Below are 22,891 nucleotides of genomic sequence, written 5' to 3' on the forward strand. Positions count from 1 at the left end.
CCCGATGGCGGTCGGCCTCTGGAAGTTCCGCTGTCCGAGGGCAGCACCCCTCATCTCCACACGTCACCGCCGGCCGACGGGGACCCGGCCCGGTGCTCAAGCGGCCCTCCGCTCCCGCACCGCGTGCCGGACCTCCTCCTCGACCAGGTCGAGATTGATCTCCCCCGCCGCGCGTACGCCCATGGCGGCGGCCCCGCTGACCGTGACCACCGGATCGGCGACGTTGCCCGCCGCCCACACCCCGGGAACGCTCGTCGCCCCACCGGGCCGGACGGCGACGTGACTCCCCAGCACGACCCCGTCCCCCACGACCGTCTCCGCCACCCCCAGCCCCAGGCTGTCCACCACTTTGGCCCGTACGTCGAAACGGGACGCGACGACCAGCGCCTCGCACGGCACCACCGCCCCACCGGCCAGCTCGACCCCCGAGATCCGGCCGCCCCCGGCCTCCGCCCGGCCGCTGACCTCCAGCCCCGTTACCTCACCGTCCACCACGGCAACACCCCGCGCGGCCAGTTGCTCGTACTCCTCCTCGGACGGCTCCGGCCCCGTGTGCAGAAAGAGGCGCACGTCGTCGCTCCACTGCCGCCACAACAGCGCCTGCCGCACGGCCATCGGCCCGGTGGACAGCACCCCGATCGCCTGGTCGCGCACTTCGTAACCGTGGCAGTACGGGCAGTGCAGTACGTCCCGCCCCCACCGCTCGGCGAGCCCGGGAATGCCGGGCAACTCGTCAGCCGTCCCGGAGGCAAGAAGCAGCCGCCGAGCCCCTACGGACGTCCCATCGCCGAGCGTGACTAGAAACCACCCCTCCCCGTCCGCCTCGGCCGCCACCACCTCGTCCGCCACGACCTCGCCGCCGTACCGCAGCACCTCGGCGCGCCCCTCGGCCAGCAACTCGCCGGGCGGTACCCCGTCCCGCGTCAGGTAATTGTGCGAAGCCGCCGCCGGCGCGTTACGCGGCCGCCCGGCATCCACCACCAACACGGACCGCCGCGCCCGCCCCAGCATCAACGCGCCGGACAGTCCTGCCGCGCCACCACCGATCACGACGACGTCGTAGGCGCGGTCGTTCTCACCGGCCGGCTCGGCGCTCTGCTTCCCCTTCACGATCATTCGCGCTACCTCCTCCGTAGGAGGACGAGAGTGCGCCTGCGCTGTCAGGTCGGCAAGCTTCCTTGCCGAAGCGGCAAAGAGGCCCGATCGCTCGGCTCATTCGGCCCCGAACGCGTACACACGGCCGTACAGGCGGAGCGCCCTGGTGGCCAGGCGGCCGCGACCTCGTGTCAGTCCCGCCCCAGAAAAATCGGATTCGTCATGGCCGCCATCGGGCCCGGCACCCCCGCCGTGGTCGCCGCACGGCGGACCTCCGCCCGTACGTACGTGGCGTTGGCCGGGGTCGTGTGCCAGGTGATCGTGCCGGACGCGGGGAGGGGTGTGGTGAAGAGCTGGCCCTGGTCGGTGAGGAGGCGGGCTGTGCTGCCGGGGGGTGCTCCGGTCACGTGGAGGCGGACGGTGACCTGGGCGCTGTCGTGTACGGGGAGACGGCCGCCGATCGTGGCGTGTTCGGCCTTGGGGCCGGTGGCGGTGAAGGTGAGGGTGAGGGCGGAGGATTCGGCCAGGTAGGCGCGGCCCGCGCGGATGCCGAAGAGGATCGCTTCACGGGAGAGGTCGTCGGCCAGGACGACGGTCTGGGGGAGGCCGACGACATCCGGGTCGCGGTGGGCGTCGCTGTGGCCGACGGCGGGGAGGAAGCGGCCCCGGCCGCGCGTGTGCGCTGCGAGGGCGTTGTCCCATTCGGCGATGGCCACCTCGTCGTCCAGGGTGAAGGGGCCGTTCCAGACCTCGACCGCGTCCGCCTCCTCGTAGCCGAACTTCCAGTTGCAGCCGATGCAGGTGGCGTGCGGGTGGGCCGGGACGACCAGGCCGCCCGCGCGGCGGATGCGGCGGGCGAAGCGGGGGAAGGCGTCGTCGCGGGCGCGGTAGCGCCAGTCGATGAAGACGCCGGGGTCGGTGCCCAACGCCACCACGTGGCCGTTGCGGGTGGTGACCTCCTCGCCGGTGAGGATGAGCAGGTCGTCACCCCAGAGGCCTTCCCACGCCCGGTGCGAGGCGGTGGTGTTGTGCTCGGTGGTGGTGATGAAGTCCAGGCCGGCGGCGCGGGCGAGGGCGGCGATCCGGGCGGGGGTGCGCTTGCCGTCGGAGTAGACGGAATGGAGGTGGCTGTCGCCCCGGTACCAGGAACGGCCTCGGCCCTTGGCGCGTTGGGGTGGGTAGGCAGGGGCGGGCGGGTTCGACGGTGTGCCGTAGTGGAGGGTGATGGTTACTTCGTAGGCGAGGCCCTGAGGGGCGACGGTGTACGGGCCCAGGACGATGTGCCAGGTGCCGGGGTTGACGGGGCCGGGGAGATAGCCGGGCGTGGCGTCGTCCGCGCGGAGGAAGAACTCCGTGCGGGCGCCGCCCGACCAGCCGCGGAAGCCGCGCCCGCCCAGGTCCGTACCGCGTTCGTCGAAGATGCCGATGTCGCAGGCGTTGCCCGCGGTGCCGGGTGGGGTGGTGGGGCGGTCGTAGGTGTAGGAGACGGCGATCTCGCGTACGCCGGGCGGGACTTCCACGGGGAGGTAGACATAGTCGGGGGCGCCGGTGGGGAGGCGGCCGGTGATCTTGCGGGTTTCCTCGCCGGTGCGGGCGCCGGTCCGGTCGCCGCCCTGGGCGGGCCCGCCGGTGTCGTCGGCTGCGGCGAAGTCCACACCGTTCAACGTAAGGGCCGTGGCGGCTCCCGTCACCAGGAGCGTGCGGCGTCCGAGCGGGCCGCTGGTTCTGTCGTGGTCGCACATGGGGCAGCACTCCCGGGGAGACGTGGCGGAACCGGCGTACGGAGACGTTCGTGAGGCTCCGCAGACCTTCGCAGGCCTTCGGGCGCCTTCGTAGACCCTCGTATTGAGGCGTGAACGGGTGGACAAGGGAAGGGGGCGGGACGGAGACGTACTCGTGTGGCCCGCGAATGCCGTGGGCGCCTCATGGACGCTGCCCCGCCCCGCCGGTAGGAAAGGGGCACTGCCGAACGCGGAGGTACGTCCAGCATGCGGATCTCGACCACCATCTTCCTGACCGACGAGACGATCCGGCCGGACCGGCTGGCCCGGGAACTGGAGCAGCGCGGTTTCGCCGGGCTCTACCTTCCCGAGCACACGCACATTCCGGCCACCCGCGACACGCCCGCGCCCATGGGCGAGCCGCTGCCCCGGGAATACGGGCGCACCCTCGACCCGTTCGTGGCGCTGGGTCAGGCCGCCGCCGTGACCGAACGGCTGGCGGTCGCCACCGGCATCACCCTCGTCGCCCAGCACGACCCGATCACCCTGGCCAAGCAGGTCGCCACGCTGGACTTCCTCTCCGGCGGGCGCTTCACGCTCGGCGTCGGCTACGGCTGGAACGTGGAGGAGGCGGCCGACCACGGGGTCGAGTGGTCGACGCGGCGCGCGCTGGTCCGGGACCGGATGCGGGTGATGCGCGCCCTGTGGGCGGACGAGCCGACCGCGTACGAGGGCCGGTTCGCGTCCGTACGGGCCAGCCTGGCGCACCCGAAGCCGGTCAAGGGCGCGCCGCGCACGCTGCTCGGCGGCGCGGCCGGGCCCCGCCTCTTCGCGAGCGTGGCGGAGTTCGCGGACGGCTGGCTGCCGATCGGCGGCGGGGGCCTGGGCGAGGCGCTGCCGGAGCTGCGGCGGGCGTGGGCGGAGGCGGGCCGGGACGGCGAGCCGGTGGTGGTGCCGTATTCGGTGCAGCCGTCGGCCGGGAAGCTGGCGCGGCTGCGGGACCTGGGGCTGGAAGAGGTCGTCGTGGGGCTGCCGGCGGCGGGGGAGGCGGAGGTGCTGCGGGCATTGGACGAGTTCGCGCAGTATCTGTGAGGTGCGGGCGCCGAGTCTGTGAGGTGCGGGCGACGGCTCCCGTCCGGCCGCACCGCCCCTCCCCGCCTGCCCGCCCCGACCCCGGAGGGAACCTCCGTCTCACGTGATCAGTGGCACACCGACCCGGGGGGATCGGTCGGCGGCACCGTCGGTGGTCGCTCGTATGCTCGTTGGATGACTAGCAGCGCGCAGGTACCCGGGCAGGGGACGGACCCGGTGGCAGTCCCCGCCGACATCGCTCCTCCCGTCACCGCCCCCACCGCCAACGCCATGCGCCGCGCCCTCAAGCGCGCCCGCGACGGCGTCGCGCTCGACGTCGGCGAGGCCGCGGTGCTGCTCCAGGCGCGCGGCGACGACCTGCGGGACCTGTGCGCGTCCGCGGCCCGGGTGCGCGACGCCGGGCTGGCGGCCGCCGGGCGGCCCGGTGTCATCACGTACTCCAAAAGCGTGTTCATCCCGCTCACCCGACTCTGCCGGGACAAGTGCCACTACTGCACGTTCGTCACCGTGCCCGGCAAGCTGCGCCGCGCCGGCCACGGCATGTTCATGTCGCCGGACGAGGTGCTGGACATCGCCCGCCGCGGCGCCGAACTGGGCTGCAAGGAAGCGCTGATCACGCTCGGCGACAAGCCCGAGGAGCGCTGGCCCGAGGCGCGCGAGTGGCTGGAGGCCGAGGGGTACGACTCCACGATCGCGTACGTACGCTCCATCGCCATCCGCATCCTGGAGGAGACGGGGCTGCTGCCCCACCTCAACCCCGGCGTGCTGTCCTGGACGGACTTCCAGACGCTCAAGCCGGTCGCCCCGTCCATGGGCATGATGCTGGAGACCACCGCCGAGCGCCTGTGGAGCGAGCCCGGCGGCCCGCACCACGGCTCCCCGGACAAGGAACCGGCCGTACGGCTGCGCGTCCTGGAGGACGCCGGGCGCTCCAACGTGCCCTTCACGAGTGGCCTGCTCATCGGCATCGGCGAGACGTACGAGGAGCGTGCCGAGTCGCTGTTCGCGCTGCGCAAGGTGCAGCGCGCGTACCACGGCATCCAGGAAGTCATCGTCCAGAACTTCCGCGCCAAGCCGGACACGGCCATGCGCGGCATGCCGGACGCCGAGCTGGAGGACCTGGCCGCCACCGTCGCCGTCGCCCGGCACATCCTGGGCCCGGCCGGCTGCATCCAGGCGCCGCCCAACCTGGTCGACTCCGAGTACGCGCTGCTCATCGACGCGGGCATCGACGACTGGGGCGGCGTCTCCCCGGTGACGCCCGACCACGTCAACCCCGAGCGGCCGTGGCCCCGGATCGAGGAGCTGGCCGAGAAGTCCGCCGCCGCGGGCTTCGAGCTGCGCGAGCGGCTGGCCGTCTACCCGGAGTACGTACAGCGCGGCGAGCCCTGGCTCGACCCGCGCCTGCTGCCGCACGTCCGCGCCCTGGCCGACCCGGAGACCGGGCTCGCCCTCCCGGACGCGAAGGTCGAGGGCCGCCCCTGGCAGGAGCCCGACGAGGGCTTCTCGATGAGTTCCACCGGCCGTACGGACCTGCACCGCACCATCGACACCGACGGCCGCACGGCCGACCGGCGCGACGACTTCGACGAGGTGTACGGCGACTGGGACGCGCTGCGCGAGGCCGCCGCGCCCGGCATGGCGCCCGAGCGCATCGACACGGACGTGCGCGCCGCCCTGGCGCAGGCCGCCGACGACCCCACCAAGCTCACCGACGACCAGGCGCTCGCCCTGCTGCACGCCGACGGCCCGGCGCTCGACGCGCTCTGCGGCATCGCGGACGACCTGCGCCGCGCCACGGTCGGCGACGACGTCACGTACATCGTCACCCGCAACATCAACTTCACCAACGTCTGCTACACCGGCTGCCGCTTCTGCGCCTTCGCCCAGCGCCGTACGGACGCCGACGCCTACACCCTGTCCCTCTCCCAGGTCGCCGACCGCGCCCAGCAGGCGTGGGACGTGGGCGCGGTCGAGGTCTGCATGCAGGGCGGCATCCACCCCGACCTGCCCGGCACCGCGTACTTCGACATCGCGCGCGCCGTCAAGGAACGCGTCCCCGGCATGCACGTCCACGCCTTCTCGCCCATGGAGGTCGTCAACGGCGCCACGCGCACCGGCCTGTCGATCCGCGAATGGCTCAGCGAGGCCAAGGCCGCGGGCCTGGACACCATCCCCGGCACCGCCGCCGAGATCCTCGACGACGAGGTCCGCTGGGTGCTGACCAAGGGCAAGCTGCCCACCGCCACCTGGGTCGAGGTCATCAAGACCGCCCATGAGCTGGGCATCCGCTCGTCCTCGACGATGATGTACGGCCATGTCGACCAGCCCCGGCACTGGCTCGGCCACCTGCGGCTGCTCGCCGGGATCCAGCAGGAGACCGGCGGGTTCACGGAGTTCGTGACGCTGCCGTTCATCCACACCAACGCGCCCGTCTACCTGGCCGGCATCGCCCGCCCCGGCCCCACCACCCGGGACAACCGCGCCGTGACGGCCATGGCCCGCGTCCTGCTGCACCCGCACATCCCCAACATCCAGACGAGCTGGGTCAAGCTGGGCACGGAGGGCGCCGCCGAGATGCTCCGCTCCGGCGCCAACGACCTCGGCGGCACCCTGATGGAGGAGACCATCTCCCGTATGGCGGGCTCCAGTTACGGGTCCTACCGCTCCATCCAGGACCTGGTCGCCATCGCGGACGCGGCGGGCCGCCCCTCGCGGGCCCGCACGACCACGTACGGACCGGTGGCGGCGGAGCGGGAGGCGGCGGCGCTGGCCTCGGACGGGCATCTGCCGGAGTTGCTGCCGGTGGTGGAGTAACGGGGGGGGCCGGGCGTCACCGTCTCCGGCTACGGTTGCGCCCGGAGGCCCGCCGGGGGAGCGCGGGCCCGGGAGGTGAGCGGTGGACCGCAGGCGGCTCTCGCGCCAGGAGCTGATCCGCGCCCGGCGCGGCGACGGGTTCGTCGGCCGCGACGGCGAACTGGCCGCGTTCCGGGCCGACCTCGCCCGTGACCCCGCCGACCCGGACTTCCGGTTCCTCCATCACCTGCACGGCCAGGGAGGCGTCGGAAAGACCTCCCTGGCGCAGCGGTTCGAGCAGATGGCACGCGAGCTGGGCGCGCTGACCGTGTACGTCGACGAGTCGGTGCACGGTGTTCCGGAGACGATGGCCGAGATCAGCGCCCGGCTGGGCCGCCAGGGCAGCCCGCTGAAGTCCTTCGACAAGCTGCTGGCCACCTACCGGGAGCGGCGGCACGAGGCGGAGGCGGCGCTCGCCGGGCCGGACGAACCGGGCGGCGAGGCACCGCCGTCGCCCGGCAGCATGGTCATCGCCAGGGCGGGTGTGGCGGGCATGGGCCTGATCCCGGGCGTCGGGCCCCTCGCCGGCGCGGTGGACACCACGCAACTGGCCCGGGGCGCCGACCGGCTGCGCAGCCGCATCGGCGCGCGGCTGCGCAATCACGACGAGGTGCAGCTGGTGCTGTCCCCGGTCGAGGTCCTGACCCCCGTCTTCGTACGGGAGCTGGGCGACGCCGCCGACGCCGTGCCCGTACTGGCGCTGTTCTTCGACACGTACGAGGCGACCGGCCCGCTCCTGGACACCTGGCTGCGCGACCTCCTCTTCAGCGACCGCTACGGACCGCTGGCGCAGAACGTCATGGTCATCCTGTCCGGCCGGGATCCGCTGGACCGGCGCTGCTGGGCCGACCACCTGGAACACGTCACGGACGTACCGCTGGACACCTTCACGGAGGCCGAGGCCCGGCGGTATCTCGCGGCCCGGGACGTGACCGACGCGGACACGGTCGAGGCCATTCTGCGGCTCTCCGGTGGCCTGCCGGTGCTCGTCTCCACCCTCGCCGGAAGCAGGCCGGGCGCGGCGGACGCCGTCGACGACCCCAGTGACACCGCCGTCGAACGCTTCCTGAAGTGGGAAACCGATCCGGTACGCAGAGAAGCTGCGCTGGCCGCCGCCCTGCCGCGCCACCTGGACGAGGACGTGTACCGGGAGGCGGTGGACGCGGAGGCCGCCGACCACTTCGGCTGGCTGTGCACGCTGCCGTTCGTGTCCGAGCGCGGGGGCCGGTGGCGGTACCACGAGGTGGTGCGTACGGCGATGCTGCGGCTCCAGCGGCGCAGGTCGCCGCGCGCCTGGACGGAGCGGCACGGGCGGCTGGCGGAGGCGGCGCGGCGGGGGCGGGAGGAGCGCGGGAGCGGCAGGAGCCCGGCCGGGTGCCGGTGGGACGAGCGCTGGCGCGAGCTGCGGCTGAGGGAGATCTACCACGCGCTGTGCGCCGACCCGAGGGCGTGCCTGGCCGAGGCGCTGTCCGAGGTGACGGCCATGGCCCGCTACGAGCCCACCGCCGTACGCCTGGTCGCCGAGACCGTCCGGCAGGCGGGCGAGGACGGCGACGAGCCCGAGGTCCGGGACTGGGGCACCCGGCTGACGGCTGCCCTCGACGGGCCGGACGGCCTGGCGGGGGCCCTGACGGCGTTGCTCGCCGGGCCCGGCCTCGACGCGGCGGGGCAGGCGGAGATCCACCGGGTCCGCGGCCGTGAACACCGCAAGGCGGAGCGCTGGCAGCAGTCGTTCGCCGACTTCGACCGGTCCCTGGAGCTGGTACCGGACGACGCGGACGCGGTCTTCGGCCGTGGCCTGACCCACCGCTACGCCGGTGACTTCGAGCGGGCGGCCGAGGACTTCGCCCGGGCCCTGGACATCGACCCGGACCAGGCGGCCCCGCTGTTCCAGCTCGGCGAGATCAAACGCATCATGGGCCACCACGAGCAGGCACTGACCGTGTTCGACCGGACGCTGGAACTGTTCCCGCAGCACGGCCCGTCCCACGGCAGCCGCGCCGTCTGCCTGCGCCGTTTGAACCGCTACGAGGAGGCGCTGGCGGGGCTGACACGCGCCATCGAACTGCACCCGGGCTACGCCTGGGCGATGGCCGAGCGCGGTATGACCTACCGCGCCATGGGCCGGTACACGGAGGCGCTGGCGGAGTTCGACCGCGCGCTGGCGACCGACCCGGAGTACGCGTGGGCCGCCGCCACCCGGGGCAGGATCGCCCTCCTCACGGGCCGCCTCGACGAAGCGGTGGCGAACTTCGGCCTGGCGGTGGCCCTCGGGACGGCGAACCCGTGGGTCCCCGCCCGCCGCGCCAAGGCGCACCAGCTGCTGGGGTCGGAGGTCCAGGCGCTGGCCGACTACGACCGAGCCATCGACCCAGACGTACCGGACATTCCCCGGGCCGTCTTCCAGGCCGCGCGCGCCGGGTGCCTGCGCCGGGCGGGACGACCGGACGCGGCACGCGAGGCCGTCGGGGCGGCCTCGGCGCTCGCCCCTGACGAACCGGTGGTCCGGTACGAGTCCGCGCTGCTGGCCACCGCGGCGAGCGGGGTACGGGCAGCCGCGCCCGTCTGGGAGGCACTGGCGCCTTTCTGGGAGGCGCCACGGAACGCGGAAGTCCGGCCGCCGTACGACGACGACCTGACGGGCCCGGCCGCCATCGCGATCGTCAGCCGTTGCGCCCTCTCCGACTGGGCGGGCGCGCGGACCTCGCTCGCCGGCCTGCTCGGCGACGGCACCCCCTGGGAGCGGATGGCCGAGGCGGAGTTCGGGCTGCGCGACCTCGCGGCGCTGTGGCCGGACCGCGACGCCACGACCACCGGCCGGTTGGCGGCGGTCCGCCGCGCACTCCTGCACCGGATGGCCGAAGCCGCGCCCACCTCAGCCTGACCGGCCGCCCCCCGGCACCCCTCACCCGTCCCCCGATTCCGCCTCCGCCTCGTGCTGGAGGATGCACTGCTGCCACTGCGCCAGCGCCTCCGCCCGGTCGCCGCCGGTGTCCTCGGCGGCCGAGATCAGCGCGTCGGCGGCCATCGCGGCGAGCCGGACGGTGATCTGGCACACGTCGCGCTGGGAGAGCGGACGGAGCAGTTCCACGGCGCCGTCGCTGTCACCGGCCAGGGCACAGGCGACGACGGCCATGGCGGTGCGGTCCCATTCGAACTCGGGCATGGAGGGAGCATGCCCACCGGGCGCCGGTCGCATGACCTCGGTACGCAGGGGGCACGTCTGTGCTGATCGGGACCGTATCGATCAAAAAGCCTCGGCCAGGGTGACTGATCGCATAACGCTCCTCGCCCAGTTTTGGCCTTTCTTGGTCGATTACAGTGCTGCGGCAGGGGGAGCGTAAGGACCCCGTAAAGGAATGGGCGGCTACGGGGAGGGAACGAACGTGAGCGCAGCGGCAGGCGGCGCGGCCATCTGGGGCCGCGCCGAACAGCAGGACTTCCGCAGCCGGGTGCGGGGCTGCCTGCTGGGCGGGGCGATCGGCGACGCGCTCGGCGCGGGCATCGAGTTCGACTCGCTGGACGCGATCCGCGAGGCGCACGGCCAGGAGGGCGTCACCGATTACGTACCCGCCTTCGGGCGGCGCGGCACCGTCACCGACGACACCCAGATGACGCTGTTCACCGTCGACGGCCTGATCCGCGCCCAGGTACGCCGCGACACCGGCGCCTGGCACCCGCCCACCGACGTGCACCGCGCGTACCTGCGCTGGGCCGCCACCCAGCGCGACTGGGGCCCCGACGAGCGCAAGAAGGACGACGGGTGGCTGGCGCGCGAGGAGTGGCTGTACGCGCAGCGGGCGCCCGGCCGGGCCTGCCTGTCCGGCCTCGGCGACGACACGATGGGGACGCTGGAACAGCCCAAGAATCCCGGCTCCAAGGGCTGCGGCGCGGTGATGCGGTCGGCGCCGTTCGGGCTGCTGGTCGGCTGGGAGCCGCAGCTGGTCTTCCAGCTGGCCGTCGAGTGCGCGGCCCAGACGCACGGGCACCCGACCGGCTACCTCGCGGCCGGCGCGTTCGCCGTGATCACCCACTCCCTGGCCCGGGGCGAGGACCTGGACGGCGCCGTGCAGAAGTCCCTCGCCCACCTGGCCGCCCGGCCCGGCCACGAGGAGACCACCGAGGCCTTGCAGCAGGCGCTCGGCGCCGTACGGCAGGGGATGCCCACGGCCGCGCGCGTGGAGTCGCTGGGCGAGGGCTGGACCGCCGAAGAAGCCCTGGCCATCGGCGTGTACTGCGCACTGGTCGCCGAGGACGTCCGCCACGGGCTCCTGCTGGCGGTCAACCACAGCGGCGACAGCGACTCCACCGGCGCCGTCTGCGGCAACCTCCTGGGCACCCTGCACGGCGAGACGGCACTCCCGCCACTGTGGCTGGCCGAGCTGGAGGGCCGCGCCACGATCCTCCAACTCGCCGACGACTTCGCCATGGAGATGACACAGGGCCCGGCACTGCACGGCCCGGGGAACTCGGCGCCGGGGTGGCTGGAGCGGTACCCGCGGGCCTAGGGGCGTCCCGCCTCGCGCCCCGCCCCACCCCAATGCCCCGCTTTGCCCCGCCCTTGGTCGACAAACCGGCCCCGCGCATGCGAGAACAGCCCAGGGGGCCGCGGGCGTTCCGCGGCGAAGGCGTACGAGGGGGAGAGTCACCATGGGCCGCTACCTGCTGCGCAGGCTGGCCAGTTACCTGGTCCTGGTGGCCGTGGCGGCGTCCCTGACGTACTTCCTCGCGGGCCTGAGCCTCAACCCCCGGGCCCGGTTCGAGGGCCGTAACCCGCCGCTGCCCGAAGCCGCCGTCACCCGCACCCTCGACGACTACAACCTCAACCCGGACACCCCGGTCGTGATCCGCTTCGCACGCTGGGCCGCTGATGTCGCGCACGGCGACCTCGGCCGTACCGTCGACGGCGACTCCGTCAACGACGACTTCGGCCGCCGGGTCGGCGTCAGCGCCCGGCTGCTGCTCCTGGCCACCCTCGTCGGCTCGGCCCTCGGCGTGGCGGTCGGCGCGTACGGCGCGATCCGCCAGTACCGGCTGTTCGACCGGTTCTCCACCCTGGCCTCGTTCTTCGTGCTGGCCATGCCGGTGTTCGTGATCGGCGTGGCGCTGAAGATCGGGGCCACCGCCCTCAACGACGGTACGCAGACGATCAAGGTGCTCGGCGAGTACGACGCGCAGTACGCCGGCCGGTGGGACCCCGCCGCCCTGCTCAACCGCGCCCAGCACATGCTGCTCCCCGCGCTGACCCTGATCATCGTGCAGGTCGCCCTCTACAGCCGCTACCAGCGCAGCACCATGCTGGACGTGCTCGGCGCCGACTTCCTGCGCACCGCCCGCGCCAAGGGCCTGCGCCGCCGCACCGCGCTGGTACGGCACGGGCTGCGCACCGCCGTCCTGCCGGTCGTACCGCTGCTGGTCTACAACATCGTGCTGCTCTTCGCCGGTGCCACCTTCGTGGAGAAGACCTTCGGCTGGCACGGCATGGGCGAGCTGCTCGTCGACTCGGTCACCGGGCAGGATGTCAACTCGGTCGCGGCGGTCGGCCTGTTCACCGCCGCCCTGGTGGTGGTCGCGGGCCTGCTCGCGGACCTGTTGTACGCGGCGCTGGACCCCCGCGTACGGGTACGGTGACGCGTCCCGTGACCGCCCGCGCCCGTACATCGCCGGTCAGCCAGAGGTCCCCCGCCCGTACGTCACCGCTCAGGCGGACGTCCCGCCCCCGCCTCACCGCCCGCCGCTTCGCCCGCAACCGGCCCGCGCTCCTCGGCCTCGCGCTGCTCGTCCTGCTCTTCCTGGCCGCGTACGCCGGCCCGCTGCTGACCCGGTGGGACCACCGCACCCACGACTTCCTGAACCTGCTGTCCGGGCCGTCCGCCGAGCACTGGTTCGGCACCACGCAAAGCGGCCTGGACCTGTACGCGCTCACCCTGCGCGGGCTCCAGAAGTCTCTGGTCATCGGCCTTCTGGTGGGGGTGATCTCCACCTTCCTGTCGGCCGTGGTGGGCGCTTTCGCCGGGTACTTCGGCGGCTGGACCGACCGCGTCCTGATGGGCGCCGTCGATCTGCTGCTGGTGATGCCCGCGTTCCTGTTCGTCGCCGTCCTGTCGCCTCTGGTACGGGGGGCGGGCTGGCCGGTCTTCGTCGTGCTGCTGGCCGCGTTCAGCTGGATGATCACCGGTCGGGTGGTGCGCAGCGTGACCCTCACGCTCAAGGAACGGGAGTACGTCAAGGCCGCGAAGTACCTGGGGGTACCGGCACCGGTGATCGTCTTCCGGCACATCCTGCCCCACATGGCTTCACTTCTGATCATCGAGGCGGTCATCCAGGCCGGGGCCGCGGTCATCGGGGAGAGCGGGCTGTCGTACTTCGGCTTCGGGGTGCAGCCCCCGGACGTGTCCCTGGGCACGGTCATCGCGGACAACACCAACATGGCGGCGAGTTACCCGTGGCTGTTCTTCTTCCCCGCCGGGTGCCTGGTGCTCATCGGGGTCTCGCTCGCCCTCGTCGGCGACGGGCTGCGGGACGCGCTGGACCCTGACGCGGCGGGGGCGCAGGCGCGCGTCAAGAGGCGGGGGAAGCGCGGGTACGGCGCTGTCGCGGAAGGCCGCCGGCGGTGACCGGGCAGCGCGCCTCCGCGCCGGGAACGCAGGCCCCCGGCCCCGTACTCCAGGTGACCGACCTGCACGTCACCTTCCCCGGGGAGACCGGTCCGGTGCACGCCGTACGCGGCCTGAGCCATGCCGTACGGGCGGGCGAAGTCCTCGGCATCGTCGGCGAGTCGGGCGCCGGGAAGTCCGCCGCCGCGCAGGCCGTACTCGGGCTGCTGCCGGACGGCGCGGAGGTACGGGGCTCCGTCCGGCTGGACGGCCGGGAACTGCTCGGCCTCGACGACGCCGCCCTCTCCCGGATCCGCGGCAAGGGCATCGGCATGGTCTTCCAGGACCCGCTGTCCGCCCTCACGCCCGTCTACAGCGTCGGCAGCCAGCTCGTGGAGGCGCTGCGCGTCCACCAGGACCTGAGCCGCAAGGCCGCCCGTGCGCGCGCCGTCGAGCTGCTGGGCCTGGTCGGCATCCCGGACCCGCACCGGCGCGCGGACGCCTTCCCGCACGAGTTCTCCGGCGGGATGCGGCAGCGCGCGGTGATCGCCATGGCCATCGCCAACGACCCGCGGGTCATCGTCGCCGACGAGCCGACCACCGCCCTGGACGTCACCGTCCAGGCGCAGATCCTCGACGTACTGAAGACCGCCCGGGAGGTGACCGGCGCCGCGATCGTCCTGATCACGCACGATCTGGGGGTGGTCGCGGGCTTCGCGGACCGGGTGCAGGTGATGTACGCGGGGCGGCCGGTGGAGTACGGGACGGTCGACGACATCTACTACCGGCCCCGGATGCCGTACACGATCGGCCTGTTGGGTGCCACGCCACGGCTGGACGCCCCCGCCGGCGTGCCCCTGGTGCCCATCCACGGCAGTCCGCCGTCCCTGTCCTCCCTGCCACGCGGCTGCCCCTTCGCACCTCGCTGCCCCGTCGCCGTGGACCGCTGCCGGGAAGAGGAACCCGCACCGGCGTGGGGGACGGAGCCTGTGCCGGCGTGGGGTACGGAGCACGTGCCGGGGAGGGGTATGGGGGCCGTGCCGGGGCGGGGTATGGGGGCCGTGCCGGATCGGGGCACGGAGTCTGTGCCGGATCGGGGCACGGACGCCGGGCACGCCGTTGCCTGCCATCGGGGCGATGAGATCGCTGAGGGGAGCTTGCCGCGGGGGGAGATCTTTGGTGTGGGGCGGGGGGTGCGTACGGGCGGCCCGGAACCGGTGCGTACGGGCCCGGGGCCCACCGCCACCGCCACCACGCACGCCCCCGCCCCCATCCCCGCAAACCGGGCCTCTACCAGGCCGAATCGAACGGACTCGGCCCCCCAGCAGGGGGTTACCCAGGGGCGGCAAGCCCGAACCCCCGCCCCACCGCCCGCCACACCCGCCCCCACCCCCACTTCAGCAAGCTCCGCTCCACCCGCCCCCACCCTCCTCCAAGTAACCAACCTCACCAAGCACTTCCACCTCACCCGCGGCACCTTCCTCAAGCGCACCACCGGCACCGTCCGGGCCGTCGACGGTATCGATTTCGCCATACGGGAAGGGGAGACGCTCGCCCTCGTCGGTGAGTCCGGCTGCGGGAAGACGACCACCCTGCTGGAGATCATGGAGCTGGCGGCCGGGCAGGCGGGTACCGTCCGGCTCTTCGGCCGGGACGTGCGGGAACTCGACCGGGCCGGGCGCAAGAGGCTGCGCCGAGACCTCCAGATCGTCTTCCAGGACCCGGCCGCCGCCCTGGATCCGCGCATGCCGGTCGGTGACATCCTCGCCGAGCCGCTGCGCACCCACCGCGTCCCCAAGGACCGGATCGCAGCGCGCGTCCCCGAACTGCTGGGACTGGTCGGCCTGGCGGCCGACGACGCCGGGCGCTACCCCCGGGAGTTCAGCGGCGGCCAGCGCCAGCGCATCGCCATCGCCCGCGCCCTGGCCCTGGAGCCGCGGCTGCTGGTGCTGGACGAGCCGGTCTCCGCGCTGGACGTGTCGGTCCAGGCCGGTGTGCTCAACCTGCTGGACGAGCTGAAGGCCCGGCTGCGCCTGAGCTACCTGCTCGTCGCCCACGACCTGTCCGTCGTACGGCACAGCGCCGACCGGATCGCGGTGATGTACCTGGGCCGCATCGTGGAATCCGGCGACACCGCGGAGGTCTTCGCCGCGCCGTCCCACCCGTACACACGGGCGCTGCTCTCCGCCGTACCACTGCCCGACCCGCGCAAAGAGCGGACCCGCGCCCGGGTCCTGCTGCGCGGCGACCTGCCGAGCCCGGCGGACGTGCCGTCCGGCTGCCGCTTCCGCGGCCGCTGCCCGCTGTACGCGACGCTCGGCGCGCCGGAGCAGCGGCGCTGCCGGGAGGACGACCCACCGCTACGGCCAGTGCCGGCCGACCGCGCGCCCTCTCCCCTCCAGGGCTCCCCCTCCCAGGGCGCTCCCCTCCAGGGTTCTCTCCTTCAAGGCTCCCCCCACCAGGACTCCCCCCACCTCTCCGCCTGCCACCACCCCACCAGCCACCACCCCACCAGCCACCACCCCACCCCGCCCGCAGGAGGCTGAAGAACCACTCCCGCGCGGCTCCCTCCCTGTGTTTTCGTCAGTCCAGTCGAGAAAGGGAACGATCTCCGCAATGAAGCTCTCCAGAGTTCCGCTCTCCCTCGTCGCCACCGTCGCGGTGGCGTCGTCAGCGCTGACCGCCTGCGGCGGGTCGGACGACGGGGGCGGTGGCGGCAAGAAGGAAGCGCCGAAGACCACCGCGCTGGACATCAACCGGACCGACCCGGCGCAGCTCAAGCAGGGTGGGACGCTGAACTGGGCGATCGACCAGTTCCCCGTGCAGTTCAACGAGATGGAGGTGGACGGCAACCAGGCCGCCACCAACTCCGTCGTCGAGGCGCTGATGCCCTCCCTGTGGCACTCGACGCCGAACGGCGAGCAGGTCCCGAACAAGGCCTTCCTGCTGGACGCGACCAGCCGTACGGAGGGCGGCAAGCAGATCGTCACCTACCGGCTGAACCCCAAGGCCAAGTGGTCGGACGGCACGCCGATCACCTACCGGGACCTGGAGGCCAACGTACGGGCCATGAGCAGCAAGGACCCGGCGTTCAAGGTCGGCTCCCCGGCCGGGTACGAGGACGTGTCGTCGGTGCGCAAGGGCAAGGACGACCACGAGGCCGTGCTCACCTTCGACAAGCCGTACGCGTCCTGGCGCGCCCTGTTCGGCGCGCCCAACAACACGCCGCTCTACCCGGCGAAGTACATGGCCGACGCCGAGGGCTTCACCACCGGGTACCTCAACAAGATCCCGCTCACCGCAGGGCCGTACAAGCTCGCCGGCATCGACAAGACCGCGCAGACCGTGACCCTGGTGCCCGAGCCCGGCTGGTGGGGCGAGAAGCCCAAGCTCGACAAGATCGTCTTTCGTGCGATGACGACCGAGTCGATGCCCGACGCCTACGCCAACGGGGAGATCGACTACTTCGACCTCAACGCCGGTGTGGCCGCCTTCAAGCAGGCCTCGGCGGTCAAGTCCGGTGAGATACGGGAAGCGGGCGGGCCCAACTACCGGCATCTGACCTTCAACGGCAAGAGCCCGAAGCTGAGCGATCCCAACGTCCGCAAGGCGCTGTTCAAGGCCACCGACCGGGACACCCTCGCGAAGTCCAGCACCAAGGGCCTGAACTGGGAGGCCAAGCCGCTGAACAACCACTTCCTGGTCCCCAACCAGAAGGGCTACCGCGACAACGCCGGTGATCTCGGCACCTACGACCCCAAGGCCGCGGGCCGGCTGCTCGACGAGGCCGGCTGGAAGCTGGACGGCAAGGTCCGCAAGAAGGGCGGTGAGGAGCTGAAGCTGCGCTTCCTGATCCCCACGGGCCAGCCCGCCTCCAAGAACGAGGCCACCATCCTCACCCAGATGTGGGCCCAGGTCGGGGTGCAGCTGGATGTCCGTACGGTGCCGGTCAACGAGTTCTTCGACAAGTACCTGACGCCGGGCGAGTTCGACGTGGCGCCGTACAGCTTCTCCCGTACGCCGTTCTCCGCCACCGGATCGAGCAACATCTACGCCGGCGACGGCGGCAGCAACATCTCCAAGACCGGCAGCGCGAAGCTGGACGACCTGCTGGGCAAGGCCGGACGCACCACCGATCCGGCAGCGGCCCTGGAGGCGGTGAACGAGGCCGACGCGGAGGTGTGGCGGATCGCGGGTGTACTGCCCACGTACCAGCTCCCCGAGATCACCGCGGCGAAGAAGTCCCTGGCCAACCTGGGGGCGCAGGGCATGGCGGACATCACCTACGAGCGGATCGGTTACACGAAGTAGGGGGTTGGGCGGCGGCGTCCGCACGACCGGCGCCGCCGCCGTCCTCACCGTACGCGCCGTCCTCACCGTATGCACCGTCCGTGCCGTCCCCGTCGTCATCGGGGTTGATACGGGCCAGCACCGCGTCCCGCTCCGGCGTGTCCTCCGGCTTGAGGCGGCCGATCAGGACGTACAGCACCAGCGAGGTGGCCACCGGCGCGACGATCTGGATCTGGAGCTGGACGCCGGTCAGCCCGTAGTTGGTGAGCCAGAAGGCGAACAGGCCCGCCGCCCAGGACACCAGCGCCGCGGTCGGCCCCGACCGGCGGAACCGCGGCACCATGCCCAGCAGGAACGGGATCGAGACCGGCCCCACCAGCCCGGCCACCCACTTGATCACGACGGTGATGATGTCCTTGAACGTCGGTGAGTTGACCTGCGTCGCGACGGCCATCGACAGGGCCAGGAAGGCCACGGTGGACAGCCGGGCCGCCAGCAGGCCCGCCCGGTGCGACCAGGTGCGGGCCCGCGCGCCCAGTTTCGGCAGCGCGGGCGCGATGTCCCGGGTGAAGACGGCAGAGATGGCGTTGGCGTCCGAGGAGCACATGGCCATCGTGTGCGAGAAGAAGCCGACGATGACCAGGCCCAGCAGGCCGTGCGGCAGCAGGTGCTCGGTGAGCAGCGCGTACGAGTCGGACGCGTCCGGCTTCTCGGCCTTCACCAGGAGCGGCGCGGCCCACATCGGGAAGAACAGCACCATCGGCCACACGAACCACAGGACGGCGGACAGCCGCGCCGAGCGCCGCGCCTCATGGGCGCTGCGGGTGGCCATGTAGCGCTGGGCCTGGTTCCACATCCCGCCGCTGTACTCGAAGGTCTTGATGAAGAGGTACGCGAGCAGGAACGTCAGCGTGTACGGTCCGACCGTCGGGTGCGCGTGGCTGTCGGGCAGCCGGTCCCACACCGTCCACAGCGCGCTGACGCCGCCCAGCTCGGCCAGCACCGCCACCAGCATCGCCACCCCCGCGAGCAACTGGATGACGAACTGGCCGAGTTCGGTGAGCGCGTCCGCCCACAGGCCGCCGACCGTGCAGTAGACGCCGGTGACCGCGCCCGTGATCAGGATGCCCTGGTTGAGGGTGAGGCCGGTGAAGACGGACAGCAGGGTGGCGATCGCGGCCCACTTGGCCCCCACGTCCACGATCTTCAGCAGGACGCCGGACCAGGCGAGCGCCTGTTGGGTGGGCAGGTTGTAGCGGCTCTTCAGGTACTCCAGCGGCGAGGCGACATGCAGCCGTGAACGCAGCCGGTTCAGCCGCCCGGCGAACAGGCGCGCCCCGATGGCGATCCCGATCGCGATGGGGAACGACCAGGTGACGTAGGACGTGATGCCGTACTGGTACGCGATGCCCGCGTAGCCCGTGAACATCACCGCGCTGTAGCCCGACATGTGGTGCGAGATGCCGGACAGCCACCACGGCATCCGGCCGCCCGCGGTGAAGAAGTCGCCCACGTCGTCCACGCGCTTGTGGGACCACACACCGATCGCGACCATCACGCCGAAGTAGCCGATGAGCACGGCCCAGTCGAGACTGTTCATGGCCCCTCCAGGGGTCCGCCTTGTGAACGGGAAACACGTCGCCGTACGTTCCGCGGGGCGGTCGCCCCCGTGCGGGAGCGGGGACTTCGGGGATTGAACCGTTCATGACGAGGGGTGGTCAAGAGGGCTGGTGGTCAAGGATGTGAACTGCTGTCAGCTCGGCGAACGATCTCGTGGTCTATCGACCGGTGGGGGAGTTGTCGGCGCGCTGGGCGGAACGGACGATGAGCAGGGACTGCGTGGGGGCGGCGGTGGTGGGGGCGGGGCGCTGAGACGGGCCAGGGCGGGACGGGTCATGTGCGCAACCCGTACGGAGGGGGCGGCCGGTCAGCGCATGACCTCGCCGGCGTTCACCAGCAGCGACTGGCCGGTGATCGCCCGCGCCCGGTCGGACGCCAGGAACACCGCACTCTCGGCGACATCGGCGTCCGTCGCCATCTCCGGCAGCGCCATCCGCGCGGTGAGCCGGTCCAGCACCTCGCGCTCCGGTATGCCCTCGGCCTGCGCCGCGTACCGGACGTACGCCTCGACCGGCGGGCCCCACATCCAGCCCGGCTGCACGGTGTTGACCCGGATGCGGCGCGGCCCCAGCTCGCGCGCGAGCGCGTACATCGCCGAGACCAGCGCGCCCTTGGACGCCGCGTAGGCCGTCTGCCACACCTCGGCCGGCGCGGCCACCGACGACTGGGTGCCGATCAGCACGACCGACCCGCCGCCGCGTTCCGTCATCGACGGCAGGCAGGCGCGGGCCATGCGCAGCGAGCCGATGAGATTGATGTCCACGACCCGCCGCCAGGCCTCGAAGTCGGCGTCGGCCAGCCCGCCGAAGTGCGAGTCCAGCGCGGCCACCTGGACGAGCGCGTCGATCCCGCCGAAGCGTTCGGCCGCGAGCGCGGCCAGCTCCGCGCACTGCGCCTCGTCCGCGATGTCCGTCACCCGCCACGCGACGCGCTCGCCCGACGGGTCGGCCTGCGCCGCCGCCTCGGCCAGCCGGGATTTCGTACGGGCGCCGAGCACCACCGAGGCGCCGTCCCGTACGCACGCCATCGCGACCCGGTGCCCGAGCCCGGCACCGACGCCCGACACGACGACGGTCTTGTCCCGCAGCAGCATGCTCGCCTCCCGGTCGGGCCGTCCGTCGGCGGCACGCCGGGGTGGGCCGCCGACCACATATGACGGTCCGTCAGGATAGGTCGTGGCTGAGCGGCTGGCTACGGTCGCACCTCCCGCAACGTCTTCGCCAGCCGCCGCAGCCCCTCCTCGATCTCCTCCGGCGGATGCGTCACGAAGGACAGCCGCATCGAGCCGGCATCCGCCGGACCCGCGTAGAAGGGCGCGCCCGGGACGTAGGCGACATCGTGCCCGATCGCCTCGGGCAGCAGCGCCGTCGCGTCGTATCCGGCGGGCATCGTCGCCCAGACGAACATCCCGCCGTCCGGCCGGTTCCAGCGCGAGCCGTCGGGAAGGGCCTCGCCGAGGCCGTCCACCAGGGCGTCGCGGCGCGCGTGGTAGGCGCCGCGCACGCGGTCCAGGTGGGCGTCCAGGCCGGGGCCCGCCAGGTACCGGGCGACCGCCGCCTGATCGACCGTCGAGGTGTGCAGGTCGGCGGCCTGCTTGGCGATGACGCAGGCGCGGCGCAGCGCCGCCGGCGCGCGCAGCCAGCCCAGCCGCAGACCCGGCGCCACGATCTTGGAGAAGGAGCCGAGCAGCGCCGTACGGTCCTCGGCGCCGGGGAACGTGGCGAGGTACGGCACCGGCTCGCCCTCGAAGCGCAGCTCGCCGTACGGGTCGTCCTCGATGATCCACAGGCCGCGCCGGGCCGCCACCTCGGCCACCGCGGCCCGCCGCTCGGCGGACAGCGTCCGGCCCGTCGGGTTCTGGAACGTCGGCACGAGGTAGACCAGCTTCGGCCGCTCGCGCGCCGCGATCTCGTCCAGCGCGGCCGGGTCCAGGCCGGCGTCGTCGGTCGGCACCGGCACCACCCGCGCGCCGGCGAACCCGAAGACCTGGAGCGCCGCCAGATAGCACGGGTCCTCGACCAGCACCGTGTCACCCGGCTCCAGTAGCGCCGTGGCCAGCAGCGACAGGCCCTGCTGCGAGCCGGTGGTGACCAGCAGGCCGTCCGCGTCGGTGGCCAGGCCGCGGGCGCTCACCCGGGCGGCGACGGCCGCGCGCAGCGCCGGATCGCCCTCGGTCGTCGAGTACTGGAGGGCCTGGCGCGGCGTCTCGTCCAGTACGTACCGGAAGGCCGCCGCGATGCCCCGGGCGTCGAACAGCTCGCCCGCCGGCAGCCCGCCGGCGAACGATATGACCTCGGGCCGGGCGGTCAGTGCGAGGATCTCGCGTACGGGGGAGCCTCCGGTGTGCGCCGCGCGCGCGGCCAGTGCGGGGGCGGGGCGGAGGTCGTGCGGCATGGCGTTCTCCCGTCGTGTGGCGCCCGCACCCCGGGCGCGCGAAGACGCCCGTCCCTCGATAGGTGCAGGATGCAGGGAGCTTAGGCGGACGAGCCGCGGCCGTGCAGGGCTGCCCGCATGGTGAACCTTTCGGGTGGCGGGGCGGGGCGGGACGGCTGCGGCGTCGGCGGACTGGACCGTCACGGCGTCGGCCGGCCGGGCCGTCACGGTAGCGGCGGACCTGACCGCTACGGCGTCGGCGGACCTGACCATCGCGGCTCTCGTCAACTGACGGTCCATCAGCTACACCTGAGGGTCATGACCCGCGACCCTCGCACGGACGAGCATGCCCCGGCCCGGACCCCGGGAGACCCCCACACCCCTCCCGCCACGGACGAGCACACCGCTCCCGGCAGCGGTACCTATGCCGACCTGGCCGCCGTCGGCCCGTACGGTGTGCGCCCGGGACACGCGCTGATCACCATGGTCGAGCCGCATCCCGGGCAGGAGCGCGCGTACAACCGCTGGTATGAGGACGACCACTACATCGCCGGGGCCATGGCGATGCCGTGGATCTTCGCCGGGCGCCGCTGGGTCGCCACCCGCGAGCTCCGGCTCCTGCGCCGCCCGGCGCGGTCCGCCGTCGCCCGGCCGGTCACCGCGGGCTGCTACCTCTCGACGTACTGGATCACCGAGGGCCGCTACGACGACCACATGCGGTGGACCGTCGCCATCAACCGGCGCCTGAACGCCGACGGCCGCATCCACCACGCCCGCACCCACGTCTTCACGGCCTTCCACGACCACGCGGTCACCGTCTACCGGGACGGCGACCGCGGCCCGCGCGACTTCCACGCCCTGGACCATCCGTACGCCGGTCTGGTCGTCGAGATCATCGACGCGGCGGACGCGGACGGGCGCGCCGCGCTGCTCCGGTGGCTGCGGGACGCGTGGCTGCCGCGGCGGCTGGCGGGCTCGCCCGCGGCCATGGTGACGGTCTTCCGGCCCAGGCCGCTCCCGGACGACCGGATGCCGTACGTACGGCAGGTGGAGGGCGTGGACAACCGGCTGACGCTGCTGTGGTTCCTCCAGGAGGACCCGCGCGCGTGCTGGGAGCCGTGGTTCACGGGGCCGGATGCGGAGCCGGCCGGCCCCTGGCCGGGGCGGGTGGAGCTGGTGGCGCCGTTCATCCCCACGGTGCCCGGAACCGACCGGTACGTGGACGAGCTGCGCTGAGGCGCCGGGGTG

Annotated in this window: 15 protein-coding genes; 9 read left to right on the forward strand and 6 right to left on the reverse strand. The window is 72.9% G+C overall.

Features of this window, described 5'->3' with window-relative positions; all coding sequences use genetic code 11:
- Positions 1-96: 96 nt before the first annotated feature.
- A complete protein-coding gene (locus CP973_RS04160) occupies positions 97-1,116 on the reverse strand; it encodes an NAD(P)/FAD-dependent oxidoreductase (RefSeq protein WP_150237632.1) in 1,020 nt (339 codons plus the stop codon).
- Between the two features lie 170 nt (positions 1,117-1,286).
- Positions 1,287-2,837 (reverse strand): CehA/McbA family metallohydrolase, encoded by a 1,551-nt coding sequence (locus CP973_RS04165; protein ID WP_150237634.1) that lies wholly within the window; start codon positions 2,835-2,837, stop codon positions 1,287-1,289.
- 246 nt (positions 2,838-3,083) lie between these two features.
- Here CP973_RS04165 and CP973_RS04170 point away from each other — a divergent pair, with 246 nt between their 5' ends.
- The 3 genes from CP973_RS04170 (at position 3,084) to CP973_RS04180 (ending at position 9,648) form a co-directional block, all read left to right on the forward strand.
- The gene (locus tag CP973_RS04170; RefSeq protein ID WP_150237636.1) at positions 3,084-3,908 is read left to right on the forward strand and encodes an LLM class F420-dependent oxidoreductase; all 825 of its coding nucleotides are present in this window, start codon (positions 3,084-3,086) and stop codon (positions 3,906-3,908) included.
- A gap of 174 nt (positions 3,909-4,082) precedes the next feature.
- A complete protein-coding gene (locus CP973_RS04175) occupies positions 4,083-6,725 on the forward strand; it encodes a bifunctional FO biosynthesis protein CofGH (protein ID WP_280118996.1) in 2,643 nt (880 codons plus the stop codon).
- Between the two features lie 82 nt (positions 6,726-6,807).
- On the forward strand, positions 6,808-9,648 hold the full coding sequence (locus CP973_RS04180) for a tetratricopeptide repeat protein (protein WP_150237638.1): 2,841 nt from the start codon (positions 6,808-6,810) through the stop codon (positions 9,646-9,648).
- Positions 9,649-9,669: 21 nt separating this feature from the next.
- Here the strand turns inward: CP973_RS04180 and CP973_RS04185 are convergent, their stop codons facing one another.
- Positions 9,670-9,930, reverse strand: a complete 261-nt coding sequence (locus CP973_RS04185) for a hypothetical protein (RefSeq protein ID WP_003981635.1) — start codon at positions 9,928-9,930, stop codon at positions 9,670-9,672.
- 193 nt (positions 9,931-10,123) lie between these two features.
- Between CP973_RS04185 and CP973_RS04190 the strand changes: the two genes are divergently transcribed.
- The 5 genes from CP973_RS04190 to CP973_RS04210 all read left to right on the forward strand — a co-directional run bounded on the left by CP973_RS04190 (position 10,124) and on the right by CP973_RS04210 (position 17,671).
- Complete coding sequence (locus tag CP973_RS04190) at positions 10,124-11,272, forward strand: ADP-ribosylglycohydrolase family protein (protein WP_150237639.1); 1,149 nt, start codon at positions 10,124-10,126, stop codon at positions 11,270-11,272.
- A gap of 142 nt (positions 11,273-11,414) precedes the next feature.
- Positions 11,415-12,395, forward strand: coding sequence for an ABC transporter permease (locus CP973_RS04195; RefSeq protein ID WP_150237641.1), 981 nt, complete (start codon positions 11,415-11,417; stop codon positions 12,393-12,395).
- Positions 12,396-12,403: 8 nt separating this feature from the next.
- Complete coding sequence (locus tag CP973_RS04200; RefSeq protein ID WP_150237643.1) at positions 12,404-13,381, forward strand: ABC transporter permease; 978 nt, start codon at positions 12,404-12,406, stop codon at positions 13,379-13,381.
- Positions 13,378-15,906 carry an ABC transporter ATP-binding protein gene (locus CP973_RS04205; RefSeq protein ID WP_150237645.1) on the forward strand — a complete coding sequence of 843 codons (2,529 nt, stop codon included), beginning with the start codon at positions 13,378-13,380 and terminating at the stop codon, positions 15,904-15,906. The genes CP973_RS04200 and CP973_RS04205 overlap by 4 nt, the downstream gene beginning before the upstream one ends.
- Before the next feature lie 70 nt (positions 15,907-15,976).
- Positions 15,977-17,671 (forward strand): ABC transporter family substrate-binding protein, encoded by a 1,695-nt coding sequence (locus CP973_RS04210; RefSeq protein WP_150237647.1) that lies wholly within the window; start codon positions 15,977-15,979, stop codon positions 17,669-17,671.
- On the opposite strand, the gene CP973_RS04215 is transcribed toward CP973_RS04210, so the two are convergent.
- The 3 genes from CP973_RS04215 to CP973_RS04225 all read right to left on the reverse strand — a co-directional run bounded on the left by CP973_RS04215 (position 17,640) and on the right by CP973_RS04225 (position 21,664).
- Entirely contained in the window at positions 17,640-19,250 is a 1,611-nt protein-coding gene (locus CP973_RS04215; protein WP_150237649.1) for a sodium:solute symporter family protein, read from the reverse strand. The genes CP973_RS04210 and CP973_RS04215 overlap by 32 nt on opposite strands.
- A gap of 327 nt (positions 19,251-19,577) precedes the next feature.
- Positions 19,578-20,363 (reverse strand): SDR family oxidoreductase, encoded by a 786-nt coding sequence (locus CP973_RS04220; protein ID WP_150237651.1) that lies wholly within the window; start codon positions 20,361-20,363, stop codon positions 19,578-19,580.
- Between the two features lie 98 nt (positions 20,364-20,461).
- Positions 20,462-21,664, reverse strand: a complete 1,203-nt coding sequence (locus CP973_RS04225; protein ID WP_150237653.1) for an aminotransferase-like domain-containing protein — start codon at positions 21,662-21,664, stop codon at positions 20,462-20,464.
- A 297-nt stretch (positions 21,665-21,961) separates the two neighbouring features.
- Between CP973_RS04225 and CP973_RS04230 the strand changes: the two genes are divergently transcribed.
- Positions 21,962-22,879 (forward strand): hypothetical protein, encoded by a 918-nt coding sequence (locus CP973_RS04230; protein WP_150237655.1) that lies wholly within the window; start codon positions 21,962-21,964, stop codon positions 22,877-22,879.
- The last annotated feature ends 12 nt before the right edge of the window (positions 22,880-22,891 follow it).

The organism is Streptomyces albofaciens JCM 4342 (assembly GCF_008634025.1).
Taxonomy (GTDB): Bacteria; Actinomycetota; Actinomycetes; order Streptomycetales; family Streptomycetaceae; genus Streptomyces; species Streptomyces albofaciens.

What these genes read in the sequence shown, in the direction of transcription:
- CP973_RS04160 (WP_150237632.1), bottom strand. Translation starts at nt 1,116, where the DNA reads ATGATCGTGAAGGGGAAGCAGAGCGCCGAGCCGGCCGGTGAGAACGAC.
- CP973_RS04165 (WP_150237634.1), bottom strand. Translation starts at nt 2,837, where the DNA reads ATGTGCGACCACGACAGAACCAGCGGCCCGCTCGGACGCCGCACGCTC.
- CP973_RS04170 (WP_150237636.1), top strand. Translation starts at nt 3,084, where the DNA reads ATGCGGATCTCGACCACCATCTTCCTGACCGACGAGACGATCCGGCCG.
- CP973_RS04175 (WP_280118996.1), top strand. Translation starts at nt 4,083, where the DNA reads ATGACTAGCAGCGCGCAGGTACCCGGGCAGGGGACGGACCCGGTGGCA.
- CP973_RS04185 (WP_003981635.1), bottom strand. Translation starts at nt 9,930, where the DNA reads ATGCCCGAGTTCGAATGGGACCGCACCGCCATGGCCGTCGTCGCCTGT.
- CP973_RS04190 (WP_150237639.1), top strand. Translation starts at nt 10,124, where the DNA reads ATGGGCGGCTACGGGGAGGGAACGAACGTGAGCGCAGCGGCAGGCGGC.
- CP973_RS04195 (WP_150237641.1), top strand. Translation starts at nt 11,415, where the DNA reads ATGGGCCGCTACCTGCTGCGCAGGCTGGCCAGTTACCTGGTCCTGGTG.
- CP973_RS04210 (WP_150237647.1), top strand. Translation starts at nt 15,977, where the DNA reads ATGAAGCTCTCCAGAGTTCCGCTCTCCCTCGTCGCCACCGTCGCGGTG.
- CP973_RS04215 (WP_150237649.1), bottom strand. Translation starts at nt 19,250, where the DNA reads ATGAACAGTCTCGACTGGGCCGTGCTCATCGGCTACTTCGGCGTGATG.
- CP973_RS04220 (WP_150237651.1), bottom strand. Translation starts at nt 20,363, where the DNA reads ATGCTGCTGCGGGACAAGACCGTCGTCGTGTCGGGCGTCGGTGCCGGG.
- CP973_RS04225 (WP_150237653.1), bottom strand. Translation starts at nt 21,664, where the DNA reads ATGCCGCACGACCTCCGCCCCGCCCCCGCACTGGCCGCGCGCGCGGCG.
- CP973_RS04230 (WP_150237655.1), top strand. Translation starts at nt 21,962, where the DNA reads ATGACCCGCGACCCTCGCACGGACGAGCATGCCCCGGCCCGGACCCCG.